Source organism: Gottfriedia sp. NPDC057991, assembly GCF_042886615.1.
Classification (GTDB): Bacteria; Bacillota; Bacilli; order Bacillales; family Bacillaceae_G; genus Gottfriedia.
In genome coordinates, this window is record NZ_JBHVQN010000001.1 from 873926 (window position 1) to 888940 (window position 15015).

Annotated in this window: 15 protein-coding genes and 1 pseudogene; 10 read left to right on the plus strand and 6 right to left on the minus strand. The window is 33.2% G+C overall.

Features of this window, described 5'->3' with window-relative positions:
- Positions 1 to 210: 210 nt before the first annotated feature.
- From ACFVR2_RS04410 to ACFVR2_RS04425, 4 genes are all read left to right on the plus strand, one after another.
- Positions 211 to 912 (plus strand): TerC family protein, encoded by a 702-nt coding sequence (locus ACFVR2_RS04410; RefSeq protein ID WP_387359243.1) that lies wholly within the window; start codon positions 211 to 213, stop codon positions 910 to 912.
- 286 nt (positions 913 to 1198) lie between these two features.
- Positions 1199 to 2380, plus strand: a complete 1182-nt coding sequence (deoB, locus tag ACFVR2_RS04415; RefSeq protein WP_335409629.1) for a phosphopentomutase — start codon at positions 1199 to 1201, stop codon at positions 2378 to 2380.
- Between the two features lie 13 nt (positions 2381 to 2393).
- A complete protein-coding gene (locus tag ACFVR2_RS04420; RefSeq protein WP_387359245.1) occupies positions 2394 to 3212 on the plus strand; it encodes a purine-nucleoside phosphorylase in 819 nt (272 codons plus the stop codon).
- 96 nt (positions 3213 to 3308) lie between these two features.
- Positions 3309 to 4616, plus strand: coding sequence for a pyrimidine-nucleoside phosphorylase (locus ACFVR2_RS04425; protein ID WP_387359247.1), 1308 nt, complete (start codon positions 3309 to 3311; stop codon positions 4614 to 4616).
- 148 nt (positions 4617 to 4764) lie between these two features.
- Here the strand turns inward: ACFVR2_RS04425 and ACFVR2_RS04430 are convergent, their stop codons facing one another.
- Positions 4765 to 6396 carry a P-loop domain-containing protein gene (locus ACFVR2_RS04430; RefSeq protein WP_387359249.1) on the minus strand — a complete coding sequence of 544 codons (1632 nt, stop codon included), beginning with the start codon at positions 6394 to 6396 and terminating at the stop codon, positions 4765 to 4767.
- Positions 6397 to 7215: 819 nt separating this feature from the next.
- Positions 7216 to 7380 (minus strand): hypothetical protein, encoded by a 165-nt coding sequence (locus tag ACFVR2_RS04435; RefSeq protein ID WP_387359251.1) that lies wholly within the window; start codon positions 7378 to 7380, stop codon positions 7216 to 7218.
- 328 nt (positions 7381 to 7708) lie between these two features.
- Between ACFVR2_RS04435 and ACFVR2_RS04440 the strand changes: the two are divergent.
- The 3 genes and pseudogenes from ACFVR2_RS04440 to ACFVR2_RS04450 form a co-directional block, all read left to right on the plus strand.
- A pseudogene (locus ACFVR2_RS04440) lies at positions 7709 to 7867 on the plus strand (DUF2500 domain-containing protein); the annotation flags it as partial.
- Between the two features lie 196 nt (positions 7868 to 8063).
- Complete coding sequence (locus tag ACFVR2_RS04445; RefSeq protein WP_387359253.1) at positions 8064 to 9008, plus strand: nucleoside hydrolase; 945 nt, start codon at positions 8064 to 8066, stop codon at positions 9006 to 9008.
- 277 nt (positions 9009 to 9285) lie between these two features.
- Entirely contained in the window at positions 9286 to 9675 is a 390-nt protein-coding gene (locus ACFVR2_RS04450) for a hypothetical protein (RefSeq protein WP_387359255.1), read from the plus strand.
- Between the two features lie 126 nt (positions 9676 to 9801).
- Here ACFVR2_RS04450 and ACFVR2_RS04455 read toward each other — a convergent pair whose 3' ends face one another.
- Positions 9802 to 10278 (minus strand): hypothetical protein, encoded by a 477-nt coding sequence (locus ACFVR2_RS04455; protein ID WP_387359257.1) that lies wholly within the window; start codon positions 10276 to 10278, stop codon positions 9802 to 9804.
- Positions 10279 to 10466: 188 nt separating this feature from the next.
- Between ACFVR2_RS04455 and ACFVR2_RS04460 the strand changes: the two genes are divergently transcribed.
- From ACFVR2_RS04460 to ACFVR2_RS04470, 3 genes are all read left to right on the plus strand, one after another.
- Positions 10467 to 10697 (plus strand): hypothetical protein, encoded by a 231-nt coding sequence (locus tag ACFVR2_RS04460; protein WP_387359259.1) that lies wholly within the window; start codon positions 10467 to 10469, stop codon positions 10695 to 10697.
- An 88-nt stretch (positions 10698 to 10785) separates the two neighbouring features.
- A complete protein-coding gene (locus ACFVR2_RS04465; protein ID WP_387359261.1) occupies positions 10786 to 11085 on the plus strand; it encodes a hypothetical protein in 300 nt (99 codons plus the stop codon).
- A gap of 262 nt (positions 11086 to 11347) precedes the next feature.
- Entirely contained in the window at positions 11348 to 12646 is a 1299-nt protein-coding gene (locus tag ACFVR2_RS04470) for an NCS2 family permease (RefSeq protein ID WP_387359263.1), read from the plus strand.
- 75 nt (positions 12647 to 12721) lie between these two features.
- Here ACFVR2_RS04470 and ACFVR2_RS04475 read toward each other — a convergent pair whose 3' ends face one another.
- From ACFVR2_RS04475 to ACFVR2_RS04485, 3 genes are read right to left on the minus strand one after another with little or no spacing between them, the layout of a single operon-like run.
- Positions 12722 to 13720: an ABC transporter permease subunit gene (locus ACFVR2_RS04475; RefSeq protein WP_387359265.1), complete on the minus strand. Its 999-nt coding sequence runs from the start codon at positions 13718 to 13720 to the stop codon at positions 12722 to 12724.
- A complete protein-coding gene (locus ACFVR2_RS04480) occupies positions 13713 to 14591 on the minus strand; it encodes an ABC transporter ATP-binding protein (RefSeq protein ID WP_387359267.1) in 879 nt (292 codons plus the stop codon). The genes ACFVR2_RS04475 and ACFVR2_RS04480 overlap by 8 nt, the downstream gene beginning before the upstream one ends.
- Position 14592: 1 nt before the next feature.
- Positions 14593 to 14976 (minus strand): GntR family transcriptional regulator, encoded by a 384-nt coding sequence (locus tag ACFVR2_RS04485; protein ID WP_098429710.1) that lies wholly within the window; start codon positions 14974 to 14976, stop codon positions 14593 to 14595.
- Positions 14977 to 15015: the final 39 nt, after the last annotated feature.

Here is a 15015-nt window from a genome sequence, read left to right on the forward strand (position 1 = left end):
GAATACTCCAAAGGGGAGTAGCGTCAGGAGAGATCCTGAAACAAAGTCGTCATTACATGAGGAGAAATTCTCATCGGCTTTGTTGGCATACTTTTGTATGCTCAGCAAGACCTTTGCCGTAGTACTACAACTATAGGCAAAGGTCTTTTTATTTTGTAGTCACGGGTACAGGTTGTTTAATTAATCTTAGATCTAAAAGGGGGAAGAGTCATGGATTTATTAGGTGGATTAAGTATTGGCGTACTATTGAATGTAATTTTTATCGACCTGTTATTAAGTGGTGACAATGCTATTTTAATCGCATTAGCAGCGAAAAATTTACCAGCAGAACAAAAGAAAAAAGCAGTATTTTTCGGTACAATGGGTGCAATTGTACTTCGTGTCGTATTTGCAGCAGTAATCGTGTATTTATTAAAAATTCCTTTTATTTATGCAATCGGTGGTTTAATGTTATTATGGATTGCCTTTAAATTATTAGTCGATGACTCTGGACACGGCGAAGTTAAAAGTGGTGCAACATTATGGGGAGCAGTTAGAACGATCATCATTGCTGATGCGTTAATGAGCCTTGATAATGTTTTAGCTCTAGCTGGTGTATCACACGGTAACTTAATTGCAATCGTAATTGGTATTTTAATTTCAATCCCAATTATTGTTGGTGGAAGCTCATTATTAATGAAAGTTATGAACAAATTCCCAATTATTACAACAATTGGTTCAGGTATTTTAGCTTGGACGGCAGCTGGTATGATTACTCATGAAAAGATGATTCACGATGCTTTTGAAAATCAATATATTGCTTTAGCGTTCAAAATTGTCATGACTGCAATCGTAATTGGAGCTGGTACAATTGTTGCTAGAAGAAAAGCACAAAAACATCAAGTTGCAAATTCACAAAATCAAACAGCATAATACTTTAAAAGGCCCAGCTAAAAAAGCTTGGGCTTTTTCTTTTTGCATTATGTATGGAAGAGTGTGATTTTACATATCATCATTATTAGCAACTTGATAAAAAAGAATGTATTTATGAATTATTTATGTCAATTTATTATGATTCTGGGGAAATATAGTATCAATAGACACAAATTGGAAAATATATTTCTTGAAAAGAATTAGGACAATAAGTATACTTTAGTTGTCAGACATCTGACGCTATCTTAAGTTTCAGTTTGTTTCGATTGAGTTAGGAGGAAAACAAATGAATAGAAAATTTAATAGAGTGTTCCTCGTTGTTATGGATTCTGTAGGGATCGGAGAAGCTCCTGATGCAGAAAAATTTAATGATGTTGGTTCAGATACACTAGGCCATATTGCTGAAGAAATGAATGGATTACATATGCCGAACATGGCAAAACTAGGTTTAAGTAATATAAGAGAATTGAAAGGGGTTCCAAAGGCCGATAAGCCACTTGCTTATTATACAAAAATGGAAGAGTCATCAGTTGGAAAAGATACGATGACCGGACATTGGGAAATCATGGGTCTTCACATTGATAAGCCATTTAAAGTTTTTGCAGATGGATTCCCTAAAGAATTAATAAGCGAATTAGAAACCCATTTTGATCGCAAAATAATTGGAAATAAACCTGCTTCTGGAACTGAAATATTAGTTGAACTTGGTGAGCAGCATATGAAAACAGGCGATCTAATTGTTTATACGTCTGCTGATTCTGTTTTACAAATTGCAGCTCATGAAGAAGTTGTTCCTTTAGAAGATTTATATCGTTATTGTGAAATTGCACGTAAATTAACATTAGATGATCCATACATGATTGGTCGTGTAATCGCGAGACCATTTGTAGGTGAGCCTGGAAACTTTAAACGCACACCGAATCGTCATGACTATGCATTAAAACCATTTGGACGTACTGTTATGAATGAGTTAAAAGATGCGAATTTTGATGTGATTTCGATCGGTAAAATTGCTGATATCTTTGATGGTGAAGGAATTACGAAAGCACTACGTACTGTTTCTAATATGGATGGTATGGACAAATTAGTTGAAACATTAAAAATGGACTTCACAGGTATAAGCTTCCTAAATCTGGTTGATTTTGATGCTGTATACGGTCATAGAAGAGATCCACTTGGTTACGGAAAAGCATTAGAGGAATACGATGCACGATTACCTGAAGTGTTTGATTTATTAAAAGAAGACGATTTATTGATGATTACTGCCGATCATGGAAATGATCCGACTTATACAGGTACAGATCATACAAGAGAATATGTTCCGTTACTAGTTTATAGTAAACAGTTTTCAGAAGGTAAAGAATTAGAAATTCCAAAAACGTTTGCTGATATTGGAGCAACCATTGCAGAAAACTTTAAAGTTACAATGCCATCACATGGATCAAGTTTTTTTGAAAAATTGAAATAAGGTGGAGTTACATATGAATAAGGAAAATATCGATAAAGCCGCTGATTTTATTAAAAGTAAAGTTGACAGACAGCCTAAAATTGGATTGATTTTAGGATCTGGCTTAGGAATTCTTGTTGATGAAATTGAAAACCAAGAAAAAATTCCGTATCATACAATTCCTGAGTATCCAACATCAACAGTTGAAGGACATGAAGGACAGCTAGTTTTTGGAACGATTCATGGTATTGAAGTAGTAGCAATGCAAGGAAGAGTACATTACTACGAAGGTTATAGCATGGAAAAAGTGACATTCCCTGTCCGTATCATGAAAGAATTAGGTGTTGAAAAATTAATTGTAACGAATGCAGCAGGTGGAGTTAATACTTCATACGAACCTGGTGATTTAATGTTAATTACAGACCATATTAATTTTACTGGTACTAGTCCACTAATTGGACCAAATAACCCTGAGCTAGGCGTTCGTTTTGTAGATATGTCTTATCCGTATGACCGTGAATTAAGAGAACTTGCAAAAAATGCCGCTAGTGAAGTAGATGTAAAACTTCAAGAAGGAGTTTACGCTGCGCTAACAGGACCATCTTATGAAACACCAGCTGAAATTCGCATGTTTAGAACATTAGGTGCTGATGCAGTAGGGATGTCAACTGTATCTGAAGTAATTGTGGCACGTCATGCTGAAATAAGAGTACTTGGTATTTCATGTATTTCAAACATGGCAGCGGGAATTTTAGATCAACCTCTAAACCATGAAGAAGTTATTGAAACAACACAAAGAGTAAGAGCTTCCTTTTTATCTTTAGTAAAAGAGATTATTCGTAAAATCGGTTAATTCAAAACTTAACGAAAATATAAAGGACTTCTACATTATGTGGAAGTCACTTTTCATTAGAAATAATATACACAAATTAGAAAGAGGCGTTCCAAAATGAGAATGGTAGATTTAATAGAAAAAAAACGTGACGGAAAAACATTAACAACTGAAGAAGTTAATTTTGTAATCAAAGGTTTCACAGATGGTAGTGTACCTGATTATCAAATGAGTGCTTTTGCAATGGCAGTTTTCTTAAAGGGAATGACTGAGAAAGAATACAGTGATTTAACAATGGCTATGGTACACTCGGGTGATACAATTGATCTTTCAAATATTGAAGGAATCAAAGTTGATAAGCATTCAACTGGTGGAGTAGGTGATACAACTACACTTGTATTAGGTCCATTAGTAGCTTCTTTAGATATTCCAGTAGCCAAAATGAGCGGACGTGGTTTAGGTCACACTGGAGGTACAATTGATAAATTAGAAGCTGTAGAAGGTTTCCATGTTGAATTAACAGAAGAAGAATTTACTAAACAAGTAAATGATATTAAATTAGCCGTTATCGGACAAACAGGAGATTTAACACCTGCTGACAAAAAGTTATATGCACTACGTGATGTAACAGCAACTGTTAACTCAATCCCATTAATTTCAAGTTCAATTATGAGTAAAAAAATCGCCGCTGGTGCAGACGCAATTGTTTTAGATGTTAAAACTGGTGCCGGTGCATTTATGAAAAATATTGATGATGCACGCGATTTAGCTAAAGCGATGGTTAAGATTGGAAACAACGTTGGAAGACAAACAGTTGCAGTAATTTCTGATATGAGCCAGCCATTAGGTTTTGCGATTGGAAACGCATTAGAAGTGAAAGAAGCAATTGACACACTTAAAGGTGAAGGGCCAAAAGATTTAGAAGAATTATGCTTAGTATTAGGTAGCCAAATGGTTGTATTAGCTAAAAAAGCTGAAACATTAGAAGAAGCTAGAGCTAAACTTCTAGAAAATATGAAAAACGGAAAAGCTTTAGAAGTATTTAAAGCATTTTTAGTAGCTCAAGGTGGAGACGGTTCAATAGTAGATGATCCATCAAAAATGCCTCAAGCTAAATATGTAAAAGAAGTAGTTGCTGAAAAAGACGGTTATGTATCACAAATCGTTGCTGATGCTGTTGGAACGGCTGCTATGAAATTAGGCGCAGGACGTGCAACAAAAGAATCAGTTATTGACTTAGCTGTTGGATTAATGCTAAACAAAAAAGTAGGCGAAGCAGTTAAAAAAGGCGATTCTTTAGTTACTGTTTATTCAAACACAGAAGATATTAGTGAAGTTGAAAAAGACTTACTAGAAAACATTAAAATTTCTGCTGAAAAAGTAGAAGAACCTACATTAGTTTATGATTTAATTATGGAAGCTTAAATATTTTTTAAAGCTATTCTCAAGAGATGAGAATAGCTTTTTTATTTTGTTCACTTGTTGCTTTTAAAGAGGCGAGATCTGAGACTCTTCAATACAATTTATTAATTTAACTATTTGATTATCAAGATAATTAATATTTATGTCGTAATTAGAGATTTTCAGATGGCTCTGTTTGAATAAAATTCAAATGTTTCATTCGGTTTATGACAGAAAGTACTTCATTAATTCTAGGTAATTCAAGCCATCTTTCGAAACCAGGAAAAAAGGAAGAAAATACAATATCCACTCCATCTCTCTCCATTTCTTCGAGAGCTTTTTTGATTTTTTCATGAAGAAAGATGGTGCGATCCTGATTTCTTATAGCTATTTTTCGAATTAAAAAAGCAATCGCTGCAAGCTGTGCGTGTGATGTGATATTGTAAAGCCCTCTGATATCAATTTGTTCATCACCTATCATCATGTATCCCAAGTTTGAAACGATCAGCTTCTCTGTACCACTGCCCTGTGGATAGCTCGAAAAGTGATCGGTAGTTATATTTCTTTCTATCTCCCATTTTGTATGTGGGATACGCTCTCGAGGTTTTTCGAGTTCACATAAATTATTTGCTTCCTGGGTTACGTTTTTTGGTACAAAATTGTCCATCAGGATGATTTGATCGGCTACAGCTAAAAATTCACTGCTACCACCAATAACAAGAATGGAAGATACGCCAACAGTCTCATGAAGCTCCCTGACACGTTCCGTAAAAGGTGTAATGGGTTCACGCTTGATTAATGAACGCATTTTGATGTCTTGAATCATAAAATTGGTCGCACTTCTGTCTTCATCAATAAGAAGAAGCTTACACCCGTAGTTGATTGCCTCCATAATATTTGCAGCTTGAGATGTGGAACCAGAGGCGTAGTCAGTCGAAAACTGTTCGGCCGAACTATGGGGTATCCATTTTATGAAAGGCGTAATATTGATATTTTTTATGGAACGGCCTTCCTCTGCAGATATTTCCATTGCACTTTGATCTGTAATCACAAATTCTCGTCCGTCGCCTTTGATGTGATTGTAAATCCCCGAATTCAGTGCATCCAGCAATGTGCTTTTACCCGAATAACCACCGCCGGTGATGACCGTCACACCATGTTTTATTCCCATACCGCGCATACCACAAATTTCTACTTCAACATCTTTCGGGGATGTAAAAGGCAAGGCACCCTCTAGCGGGCCGCTATTGTCTTTATTTCTTGGCAAAATGCTGCCATTCCCAATAAACGCACAATAACCATTGGATTTTAGCCATTCGCGAATCATATTTTGTTTTTTTGCCAATTCAAAAGCAGCATTTAATCTGATGAGATCAAACTTGGCAATAAATTTCTCCACTTCTTTTGGAAGCATTTTGCAGAGCATCCGCATTGCTTTATTATTATCCTTGAATGGAAGTTGAACTGTGATCATTATACATAAATACCATTTTCCTGAGATGAATTCGACAAAGGATGCATTACGTTGCATCAACACATTGGTTGGTCGAAAACAATAAAAAGCACCGTTTTCTTTATCAGAACGTGACCGGTTATAAATCACTTCATTTAATGCCTCAATATGATCAACCCATTCTCTTAATGCAAAATCCGAGAGAACAATTTGATTCATATTTTCATCTAAGTCGAGACGGTCAAAAGGTATTTTTATGGTGATACATGGTTTATCCAGTGTGAGTTTATGTGTTCTTTCAATGTAGTAAGCAACATCATTATTCCAGTAGGTTGGGTCTTCATAAATCATACTGTAAGATGATTGTCCGGATTGTAATGAACGAAAAAATTGAGCGAGTCTTTTAATAAAGCATCATCCTTTCATTTTTGGAAAGCTGTGAATAAAGAAAATTAATTTTCTAGGTTGAAACGATATCTCAATTAGGTGGTCCCTTATCCTTTGGAACAAGGTAATAACTAATCGGTTCGGCTCCTAATCTCCAAATAGCCTGTTCAAACATAAACCAGCACTTTTTGAAATTTTCCGTGGAAAATGAATTCCATCCTGAGTAATTCAATAAATATCCCCCTAATAGAGTTCAGATCAATTTGTATGACAAACGATTAAATCCTAACCAATTTCAAAATAAAACCAATATTGTTACCTTGAACAACCTTTTCGCGTAAAAAAATAACAGCCACTCAGTAAGTGGCTGTCATAGAATAGATCGGCAAGAAAGCTTGAACGGTCCTTCTGCCTAAAAATATAAAAGCCCTGAGAGTGAATCCTACCCTCAGAGCTTAATTAATGTATTTATATAAAACTAACAAACTAAATAGCAATATGAGGATAAGACATATATTTTTTTGTTTTCATTGTTATCCTCACCTCATTACGATTTATTTTTACAGCAACACAATCCTAACATTAATTGAACCATTTGACAAGATGTGCATCGCATATTATTTTTTCTCTACAACCTGCCCTAAACCTTGGAATAGGCACGCGCGTTCATCTTCGATCATCGCGCCTAATTTGTGGAGAATCTTCTCGACAGAGATTCGTCGTATTTTAAAATCAAAAATACCATACACCTTAATTTAATGCTAAATGATCAACATTTCGCCATCATAGAGCTAAAATTTCTCCGCGTCGCATTCCAGTAAAAATAACTAATTGAAAAGGAATTAAATAATCTTCTAGTAATCTAACTTCTAAAAAAAATTTTACTTCTTCAACTGTCCAAGTTTGTTTTTTTGTTTTAGAAACTTTTAGTGGAGTTGATTCTTTCATCGGATTTGATCAATTAATCCTCACTTTAATAGATGTTAATTGAATGGAAGGGATCACTATTTTATTCTTTACCTTTATCATTTCTTCTGGTGCCCTGAGTTTAGAATTAAATCTACCTCGATAAAGCTGTTTACTTTACCAGTCTAAGGATCGTACCAACCTCGATTCGAAAAGACCAAGATTGCTTACTTGTTTGATAGACATTCAAGTAAATGGCAGATTAGTTTGAATAAGAATAGTTCAATTTTTGTGTCAAAAAGGCGAAATTACCCCAAATTACAGTAGTAGTTCTATATTGTATAATTATCCTTATGGGAGTAGGGAACATTCGTCATATAGTAATTATTTTGTGACGTTCGAAGTAGAAAGTGGAGATCGGTTAGAATTCAAGGTAAAGGATACTGAATACGGAATGATTGTTGAAGGTGATGATGGAGAGCTTACATTTCAAGACACAAGATATCAAGGTTTTATTAGAAGTAGATAAACTCACTTAAATAAAAAAGTGTTATGACTATCATGAAAAATTGAACTGTTAAAAAATGAAAATATATAAATCCCGATGATTGAAATATATAGGATGTTTTTTATACTTTTCAAATCGATAACAACATACCATTATATCAAAGGAATAAATAATAAAAGAAATGTTCCGAAGTTTTGATATAAAGGGAGCTAAGTTGATGGGAAAGAAAGTGTTATTCTTCGGTGATGTAGGAATTGATGATGCGATCGCTTTGGTTTATGCAAGATTTAAAGAAGACATTGATATAATTGGGATTGTGGCGGATTATGGCAATGTATCTAAAAAAGAAACGACTAGGAATGTTCGGTTTTTACTTAAAAGGTCAGGAAAAGAATATGTTAAAGTCTATGGTGGTGCTGAGAAACCAATGACGGGAGAAATCCCAACCTATTACCTTGATATACATGGTCCGTTCGGTTTAGGTCCAATCGATCCAGGTTTAAAGTTCGAGAACTTAGAAAACTTTTATGAAGTTATCAAGTTGATTGAGCAGTATAAGCATGAACTAATTATTGTGAATACTGGAAGGTTAACCTCGCTAGCCACCTTATTTATCTTATACGAAGATCTGATGAAAACGGTGAATTCTTACTATATCATGGGTGGCGCATTTCTATATCCTGGAAATGTTACACCAATTGCAGAAGCGAATTTTCATGGAGATCCGATCGCAGCTAATATCGTTATGAAGTATGTAAAAGGTGCATATATTTTTCCATTAAATGTAACGCAAAATGCCATAGTTACTCCTGCAATGGCCAATTATATTCATTCTAAAGGGAAAACTGAACTTGTAAAACCATTACTAGATTTCTATTATTTTAACTTTTATCAAAAGAAGGTACCTGGCATAAAGGGGAGTCCAGTTCATGATGCAGTAACTCTCATGGCAGTCATACGTAGCGATCTATTTAAATTCTATCAATCTGCTGTTGTAATTGATTCAACCGATGTGGCTAGAGGTCAAAGTATTGCGGATTTTCGAGTAACAGATACGCCTGAGAAATTTGATGGAAGGCCGCAACAACATATCGCAGTAGGTTTAGATTATGAAGGGTTTTATAAGGATTTTATGTCGGTTATGACTGGGGAGAAATTCTAAATCGAAAATTTAAAAGAGAATATTTATTTTTTATTTGATTCGAACTTTAGAGGTTCGACATAGGATCGTCGAAGTTCATAAACTGCATAAATGCAGTTTTTTTTAGTTTGAGGTAAATGGTAGTTTTTCATTAAGATTTTTAAATAAACAAAAGTAATTTTCATTATAAAAAAACTTATTTCTCTCTATAATTCAGCCTGAGGACGTATTAAATAAATTTTAAATGTCAGTATAATTAATTTAACGTAATTTAAATCTCGCAAAGGAGGGAAGAGAGTTGAAAAAGTTTAATACGCTCTTTTTCATTGGGATCTTAATGCTGATTTTAGGCGTAATATGGGCTTATAAGATGAATAAAATTGGTGCAATTGAATGGTTGTTATTACTCTCAGGTATCATTTTCGGTATCTTAACAGGAATCATTCAAGGGTGGGCAATCGCTCGAGAAAAACGAGGGGAAATCGGTTCTGGAAAAAGGAAGCTCTGGGTGATTGGATCAATCATTATATTAATTTCACTTAAAGTTTCTTTAAATATTTTGATTCCATCGTATTTAGCATTGAGCGAAAGTGGAATATGGTTGTCAATAATATTTGCTATTGGAGGCCTACTCTTGGGACGATCTCTTTTTACTATCTATGGTAAGTTGACTGTAACAGCTACATAATTTCAATTCCTCAGTAGGATAACAAGTAATGATGTTTGTTTTCTAGGAATGAAAAGAAAAAAATGAACCCCACCATATTATGGAAGGGGTTGTTTGATTTTGTTTATTGTAAAATTTATATCTCTTTTAAATACTTAAACTTCCAAATAACATAAGTACGAAAATGAAATATGGAAACAGGATTAAAAACCATACAAAAGGCTTTTTCCATTTATCGAGTTTGTCATAGATTGCTATAGTGATTATTAAGATAACCCCTATTGGAATGAATAGAAAGCCATACATGTCAGTGAATGAAAATCTCTGTAAAATAAAGGGTAAAAACAATAAGCCAATACAGCTAATAAGCTTAAATACTGTACTTTTATTGATTATTAATTTAGTAATAATAGATGTAATCAGTATGATGGCAATAAAATATCCTAACAAATAAATTGTAAAATAAAAGGATCCTGATAATTCCCTACCAGCCTCAGTACCATCAGCGTCAGCAGACATTCCAAATAAAAAAAACAACATTGGAAAGATGATGGGACTTGTAACTAGCAGTGTAAAACCAATTGCTGCAGACACTTTCTTAAATAGTTCTTTTAAAATAAACACTCCTAATTTAATTCTCTTGTTTTATCTTACGAAATGAAACTAAAAAAATATATAGGAGAAATTATTGAATCCTTATATGATCATTCATAATCGGTTTTCATCAAATAGAGGGTGATTGTCGAACAAAAGGAGTTAAAAAGCTTTTAGCGAATTATCACATTATCAAGAAAAATTAATAGGAGGAAAATATGTATTTCTTATCAGGAAATAGCACAATTACAGAAACAAAAGAAATTTACAATCCCTTGCTTTCTTTTGCTCCAATTGCTTTTTGGATCATACTGATTGCTATTATAGCTGCTTTAGGATTACTTTTTAAAAGAAGAATTGAAAAACAAGCTAAAGACAGACAATTACTACAAAATATTGAAATGAAATTAGACAAATTAGTTGAAGTTCTTGAAAACAAGTCTACATAAGCAAATGGAATTATCTCATAAAGTAAGTTTATTAAATAAGCAAAAAGAATGATGCTTAGGTATTATTTTTGAAATAAGAGGTGTAAAGATGAGGCAAACGACGTGGAAAGAAATAATTCTGATGTTTAGTCCGGTAATAGTAATACCTATAATTTTATTTTTTGTGTTACATTCTTCACCATCAATTGCACTTAGGACTCATGTTTTTTTTAATGGTCATCCTATTTTAGCTGTAAAGTCTGCAATTGTAGATGACCAAGAACATAATCAGGGGGACAAGGGATTCCTAAAAAAAGAACACGCAAAGTGTTTTTCTTTAAATGAAGAAAATTATATACTACGAAAAAAAGGTTTCATCTATGTAGCTGATTATTATGGAAATGCCTAATGATTATTGTTTACAATACGGGGATTTCCACTAAACTTGTTCGCATTCATTTAAGGCAGCAGGGACCCGAGCTCTTGCCCAACAACATGAGGTCCCGGCACTGTTTTCGTTCCGATCAACTGATTCATCAAAAAAAGTTTAAATAAATGAAACTCTAAAGAAAATTATTTTCTTGTTTAATTATTTGATAAAATTTAGTATAATTGTAATCGTGCCTTGTTGCATGGGTGGGAGAGGGAGACACTAAAAGAGAGGAATTTCTTTGAAAAATTTATTGAACAAACAATTTAATCTTGAAGGTAGCGGTACGACCATTAAAACGGAGTTGATTGCAGGTGCAGTTTCTTTTTTAACACTTGTCTATATTTTGTCCGTTAATAGTACAATTTTGCATGATGCAGGTATACCGTTCCAAGGTGCAATGATTGCTACAATTCTGTCAGCTTTCTTTGGAAGCGTTATGATGGGATTATGGAGTAATTCACCTTTAGTATTAGTTCCAGGAATGGGCATCAACGCATTGTTTACTTATACAATGGTTGGAGAAATGGGAATGAATTGGAAAGAAGCACTTGCTGTTGTAACTGTAAGTGGAATCTTATTATCAATTTTATCATTCACAAAATTAATTAAGAAATTAACAACTGCAATTCCATTATCACTAAAAAGTGCAATTACAGTTGGAATTGGATTTTTCTTAACATTTATCGGTCTTCAAGCTGGTGGGATTGTTGTAAAAAATGAAAGTACGTTTGTATCGATCGCAAATTTTACAAACGTTGATGTTTTAGCAACAGTTATTACACTAGGTATTGCGATTTATCTTTTTATTAAAAATGTACCTGCAAACTTTTTAATTACGGTTATTTTAGGTACAATCATTTCATTCATTTTACATGGTGGAATAGAAAAAGCACATGATACATCAAAAATTACGATGAAATCTGCTAGTGAAGTTGTCGGACAACTGACCTTTACTCATATATTGAGTTTTCCATTTTGGATTGCAGTATTTTCGTTAACGATGGTTGTATTATTTGAATCAATCGGTATTATTCATGGTCAATTAAGCATGATGAACCAAGAGCACAAGCAACAAAAGGTTATACAAGGAACTGCGTTTGGTATTATTTTATCCGGTTTACTTGGAACTAGTCCAACAGTTATTGCTGTTGAAGGTAGTGCAGGTATTAGTTCTGGTGGTAGAACAGGTCTTACTTCTGTTGTAACTGGGTTTTTATTTTTAGGATGTTTACTCTTTATGCCATTAATAGCATATATTCCAACATCTGCGATTGCACCAATTTTAATCATAATCGGTTCGTTAATGGTTAAACACATTACAGATATTCAATTGGATGATCCTACTGAGGCAATACCAGCCTTCTTAATTTTAGCATTCATCCCTTTAACATATAGTATTATTGACGGAATTGCATTCGGTTTTATTGCTTATCCATTAGTTAAAATGGCAGCAGGTAAGAAAACTGAAATCACACCATATATGGTGGCAATTTCAGCATTATTCTTTGTACGTTTTGCATTGAACTTTATCACATAAAAAAAAGCGCTGATTTCTCTACTGAGAACCAGCGCTTTTTTTTGTTGTTCTATGAAATTTAGATTTTAAAAAACATTAATCAAAAAATTTATTTAATCGTTTATAGAAGAAATAGCCAACAACGGTACCTATTATTAATCCAATCAAGTAAATAATCGTGTTATTTCCATTTGCAATTGTAGATGTTAATAAAGCGATTAATGTCGCTGCAAGATATACAAATAAGACGTTTACGAACAACCCGAATTTTTTATATACGAATAATTTGCCATTATTGACATTTGCATGTCTGTTATAACATAATAAACCAATTATTAAAAATGCAACGATATAAAGGATAATGATCGTTAAATTTCCATAGTCTACAGTTGGATAATGAACGATTTGTTCATTAAACTCCTTTGAAATTGATAGTGGGCCTGTTTGATATGGAATAGACCAACTAGTAATCATTTTTTCAAAGCTATTGTCAGGTAATTTATAGTTAAAGATCCCATTTAAGTTTGAATAAATACTAAAATAGATAATACTAGGTGAGAAAATCGTAAAAATAGTGAAAAGTGTTTGAGAAAAATAATGACCTGTAATTGTTCCAATCGATAGACCAATTGTAAAAAAAGCAATCGTAAATAAGAATATGACAGTAAAAATGGTTACAAATGATGAAGCATCAATATATTTGTGTAGATTAGTATTGTAATGGATTAATAGAGTTAAAATAATTAATCCAACAGTCGCCATAAAAATATGAGCAATTCCAAACAGCCATTTTGATAAATAAAGTTGTCTAGGTGAGTAAGGAAGCGAAAATTGGAAATCAATTCCTCCTGTATTTCGTCCAATTCCTATTAATAAAATACTTAATATTAATACAATAATCGGTGAAATAAATGCTAGCATACTAAAATCAGATATATAAAGGTACGCACTAGGGTTAGTTAGTAATGCTCGATTTAATTCATCAGTGTTATTGTAATAGCTAAATGGAAGAATAATTAGATAGACAAGATATAATAAAATAAGTGCAAGCCTAGATTGTTTAGAATTTATTAGCCACAATGCTTTACTAAACATACAAGTCCCCTCCATCGTTTATGAAAAATAAATCCTCTAATGTCAATGGAAGTTCTTCTAAAAGAAGCGGATTATCATTTTCCATTCGTTTTATATACTCGTCCTTATTTCCATTAATAATGATAATTGCTACCTTGCCGGTTTTTGAGAAGACAGAAATAGACGGGTCATCTTCAAATAGTTTAGGTAAACCATTTTCAAATGCTACTTGTAATTTATAAAATTGATTCGTACTTTCTTCCATTGTAGAGATTGAATTAATTCTCCCATCCTTAATAAATAAATATTGATCAATTATTTTTTCGAGCTCAGCAAGATGATGTGATGAAATAATAACTCCAACTGAGTTTGTGCTTGCATATTCAATTATTAATTGCAAAACAGTCCGTTTAACGACTGGGTCTAAACCGTTAGTTGGTTCGTCTAAAATGACATATTTTGCATCTGTCGAAAAGGTTAATAATAAATAGATAAGAGTTTTCATCCCTTTTGAGTATTTACGTAGAGATGTATTAGGTAATTTATATTTATTTAATGCTTCTAAAAATTTGTGTTTATTGAAGTTTGGATATGAATTTTCATAGATCGTAATCAGTTCTTTTACACTATATTGATTAATGAAATTTGTAGAATCACTCATATATGCAATTTGTCTTCTAGTAAGAGGTGACTCGTTAATCTCTTCATCGTCAATTAGTATTGAGCCTTCGTCTGGAGATAGAATGCCAACGATCGTCCTTAAAAGAGTCGTTTTACCAGCTCCATTTCTACCGATTAAGCCTGTGATTTTACCTTTTTCTATTTGAAAGTTTAGATTTTTTAAAACTTCTTGTTCATCGAGTTTTTTACTTAAATGATGGATTTTCAGCAAACTATTCAGCTCCTTTATTAGAATAAAACTCTTTAACCCAATTCATTATTTCTTCCTCTTTTACGCCATCTGTTAAACAATCAATTAATAAATTGGAAAGTTTATTTTTATATTTTAAAAGGGTATCTGTTGAAACAGTCTCTTTTGTTAAACCAATTACAAATGTTCCTTTACCCCTTATTGTTTCGATGACTCCAGTGCGCTCTAGTTCTTGATAGGCTCTACTAACAGTATTTGGATTGATTACTAATGTAGTTGCTAATTCACGTACGGACGGAAGTTTATCTCCATTTACCAATATCTTTCTTAGCATTTGTTCTTTTGTTTGTAGAACAATTTGCTCCCAAAGGGGTAAATGGCTTCTTGGGTCTAAAATAATAATCAAGAGATCACCACCTCAAATGTTTTCTTTAGTGTATGGAGT

Coding starts and splice junctions, on each gene's coding strand:
- ACFVR2_RS04410 (WP_387359243.1), top strand. CDS start 211: ATGGATTTATTAGGTGGATTAAGTATTGGCGTACTATTGAATGTAATT.
- deoB (WP_335409629.1), top strand. CDS start 1,199: ATGAATAGAAAATTTAATAGAGTGTTCCTCGTTGTTATGGATTCTGTA.
- ACFVR2_RS04420 (WP_387359245.1), top strand. CDS start 2,394: ATGAATAAGGAAAATATCGATAAAGCCGCTGATTTTATTAAAAGTAAA.
- ACFVR2_RS04425 (WP_387359247.1), top strand. CDS start 3,309: ATGAGAATGGTAGATTTAATAGAAAAAAAACGTGACGGAAAAACATTA.
- ACFVR2_RS04430 (WP_387359249.1), bottom strand. CDS start 6,396: ATGATTTATGAAGACCCAACCTACTGGAATAATGATGTTGCTTACTAC.
- ACFVR2_RS04435 (WP_387359251.1), bottom strand. CDS start 7,380: ATGAAAGAATCAACTCCACTAAAAGTTTCTAAAACAAAAAAACAAACT.
- ACFVR2_RS04445 (WP_387359253.1), top strand. CDS start 8,064: ATGGGAAAGAAAGTGTTATTCTTCGGTGATGTAGGAATTGATGATGCG.
- ACFVR2_RS04460 (WP_387359259.1), top strand. CDS start 10,467: ATGTATTTCTTATCAGGAAATAGCACAATTACAGAAACAAAAGAAATT.
- ACFVR2_RS04465 (WP_387359261.1), top strand. CDS start 10,786: ATGAGGCAAACGACGTGGAAAGAAATAATTCTGATGTTTAGTCCGGTA.
- ACFVR2_RS04475 (WP_387359265.1), bottom strand. CDS start 13,720: ATGTTTAGTAAAGCATTGTGGCTAATAAATTCTAAACAATCTAGGCTT.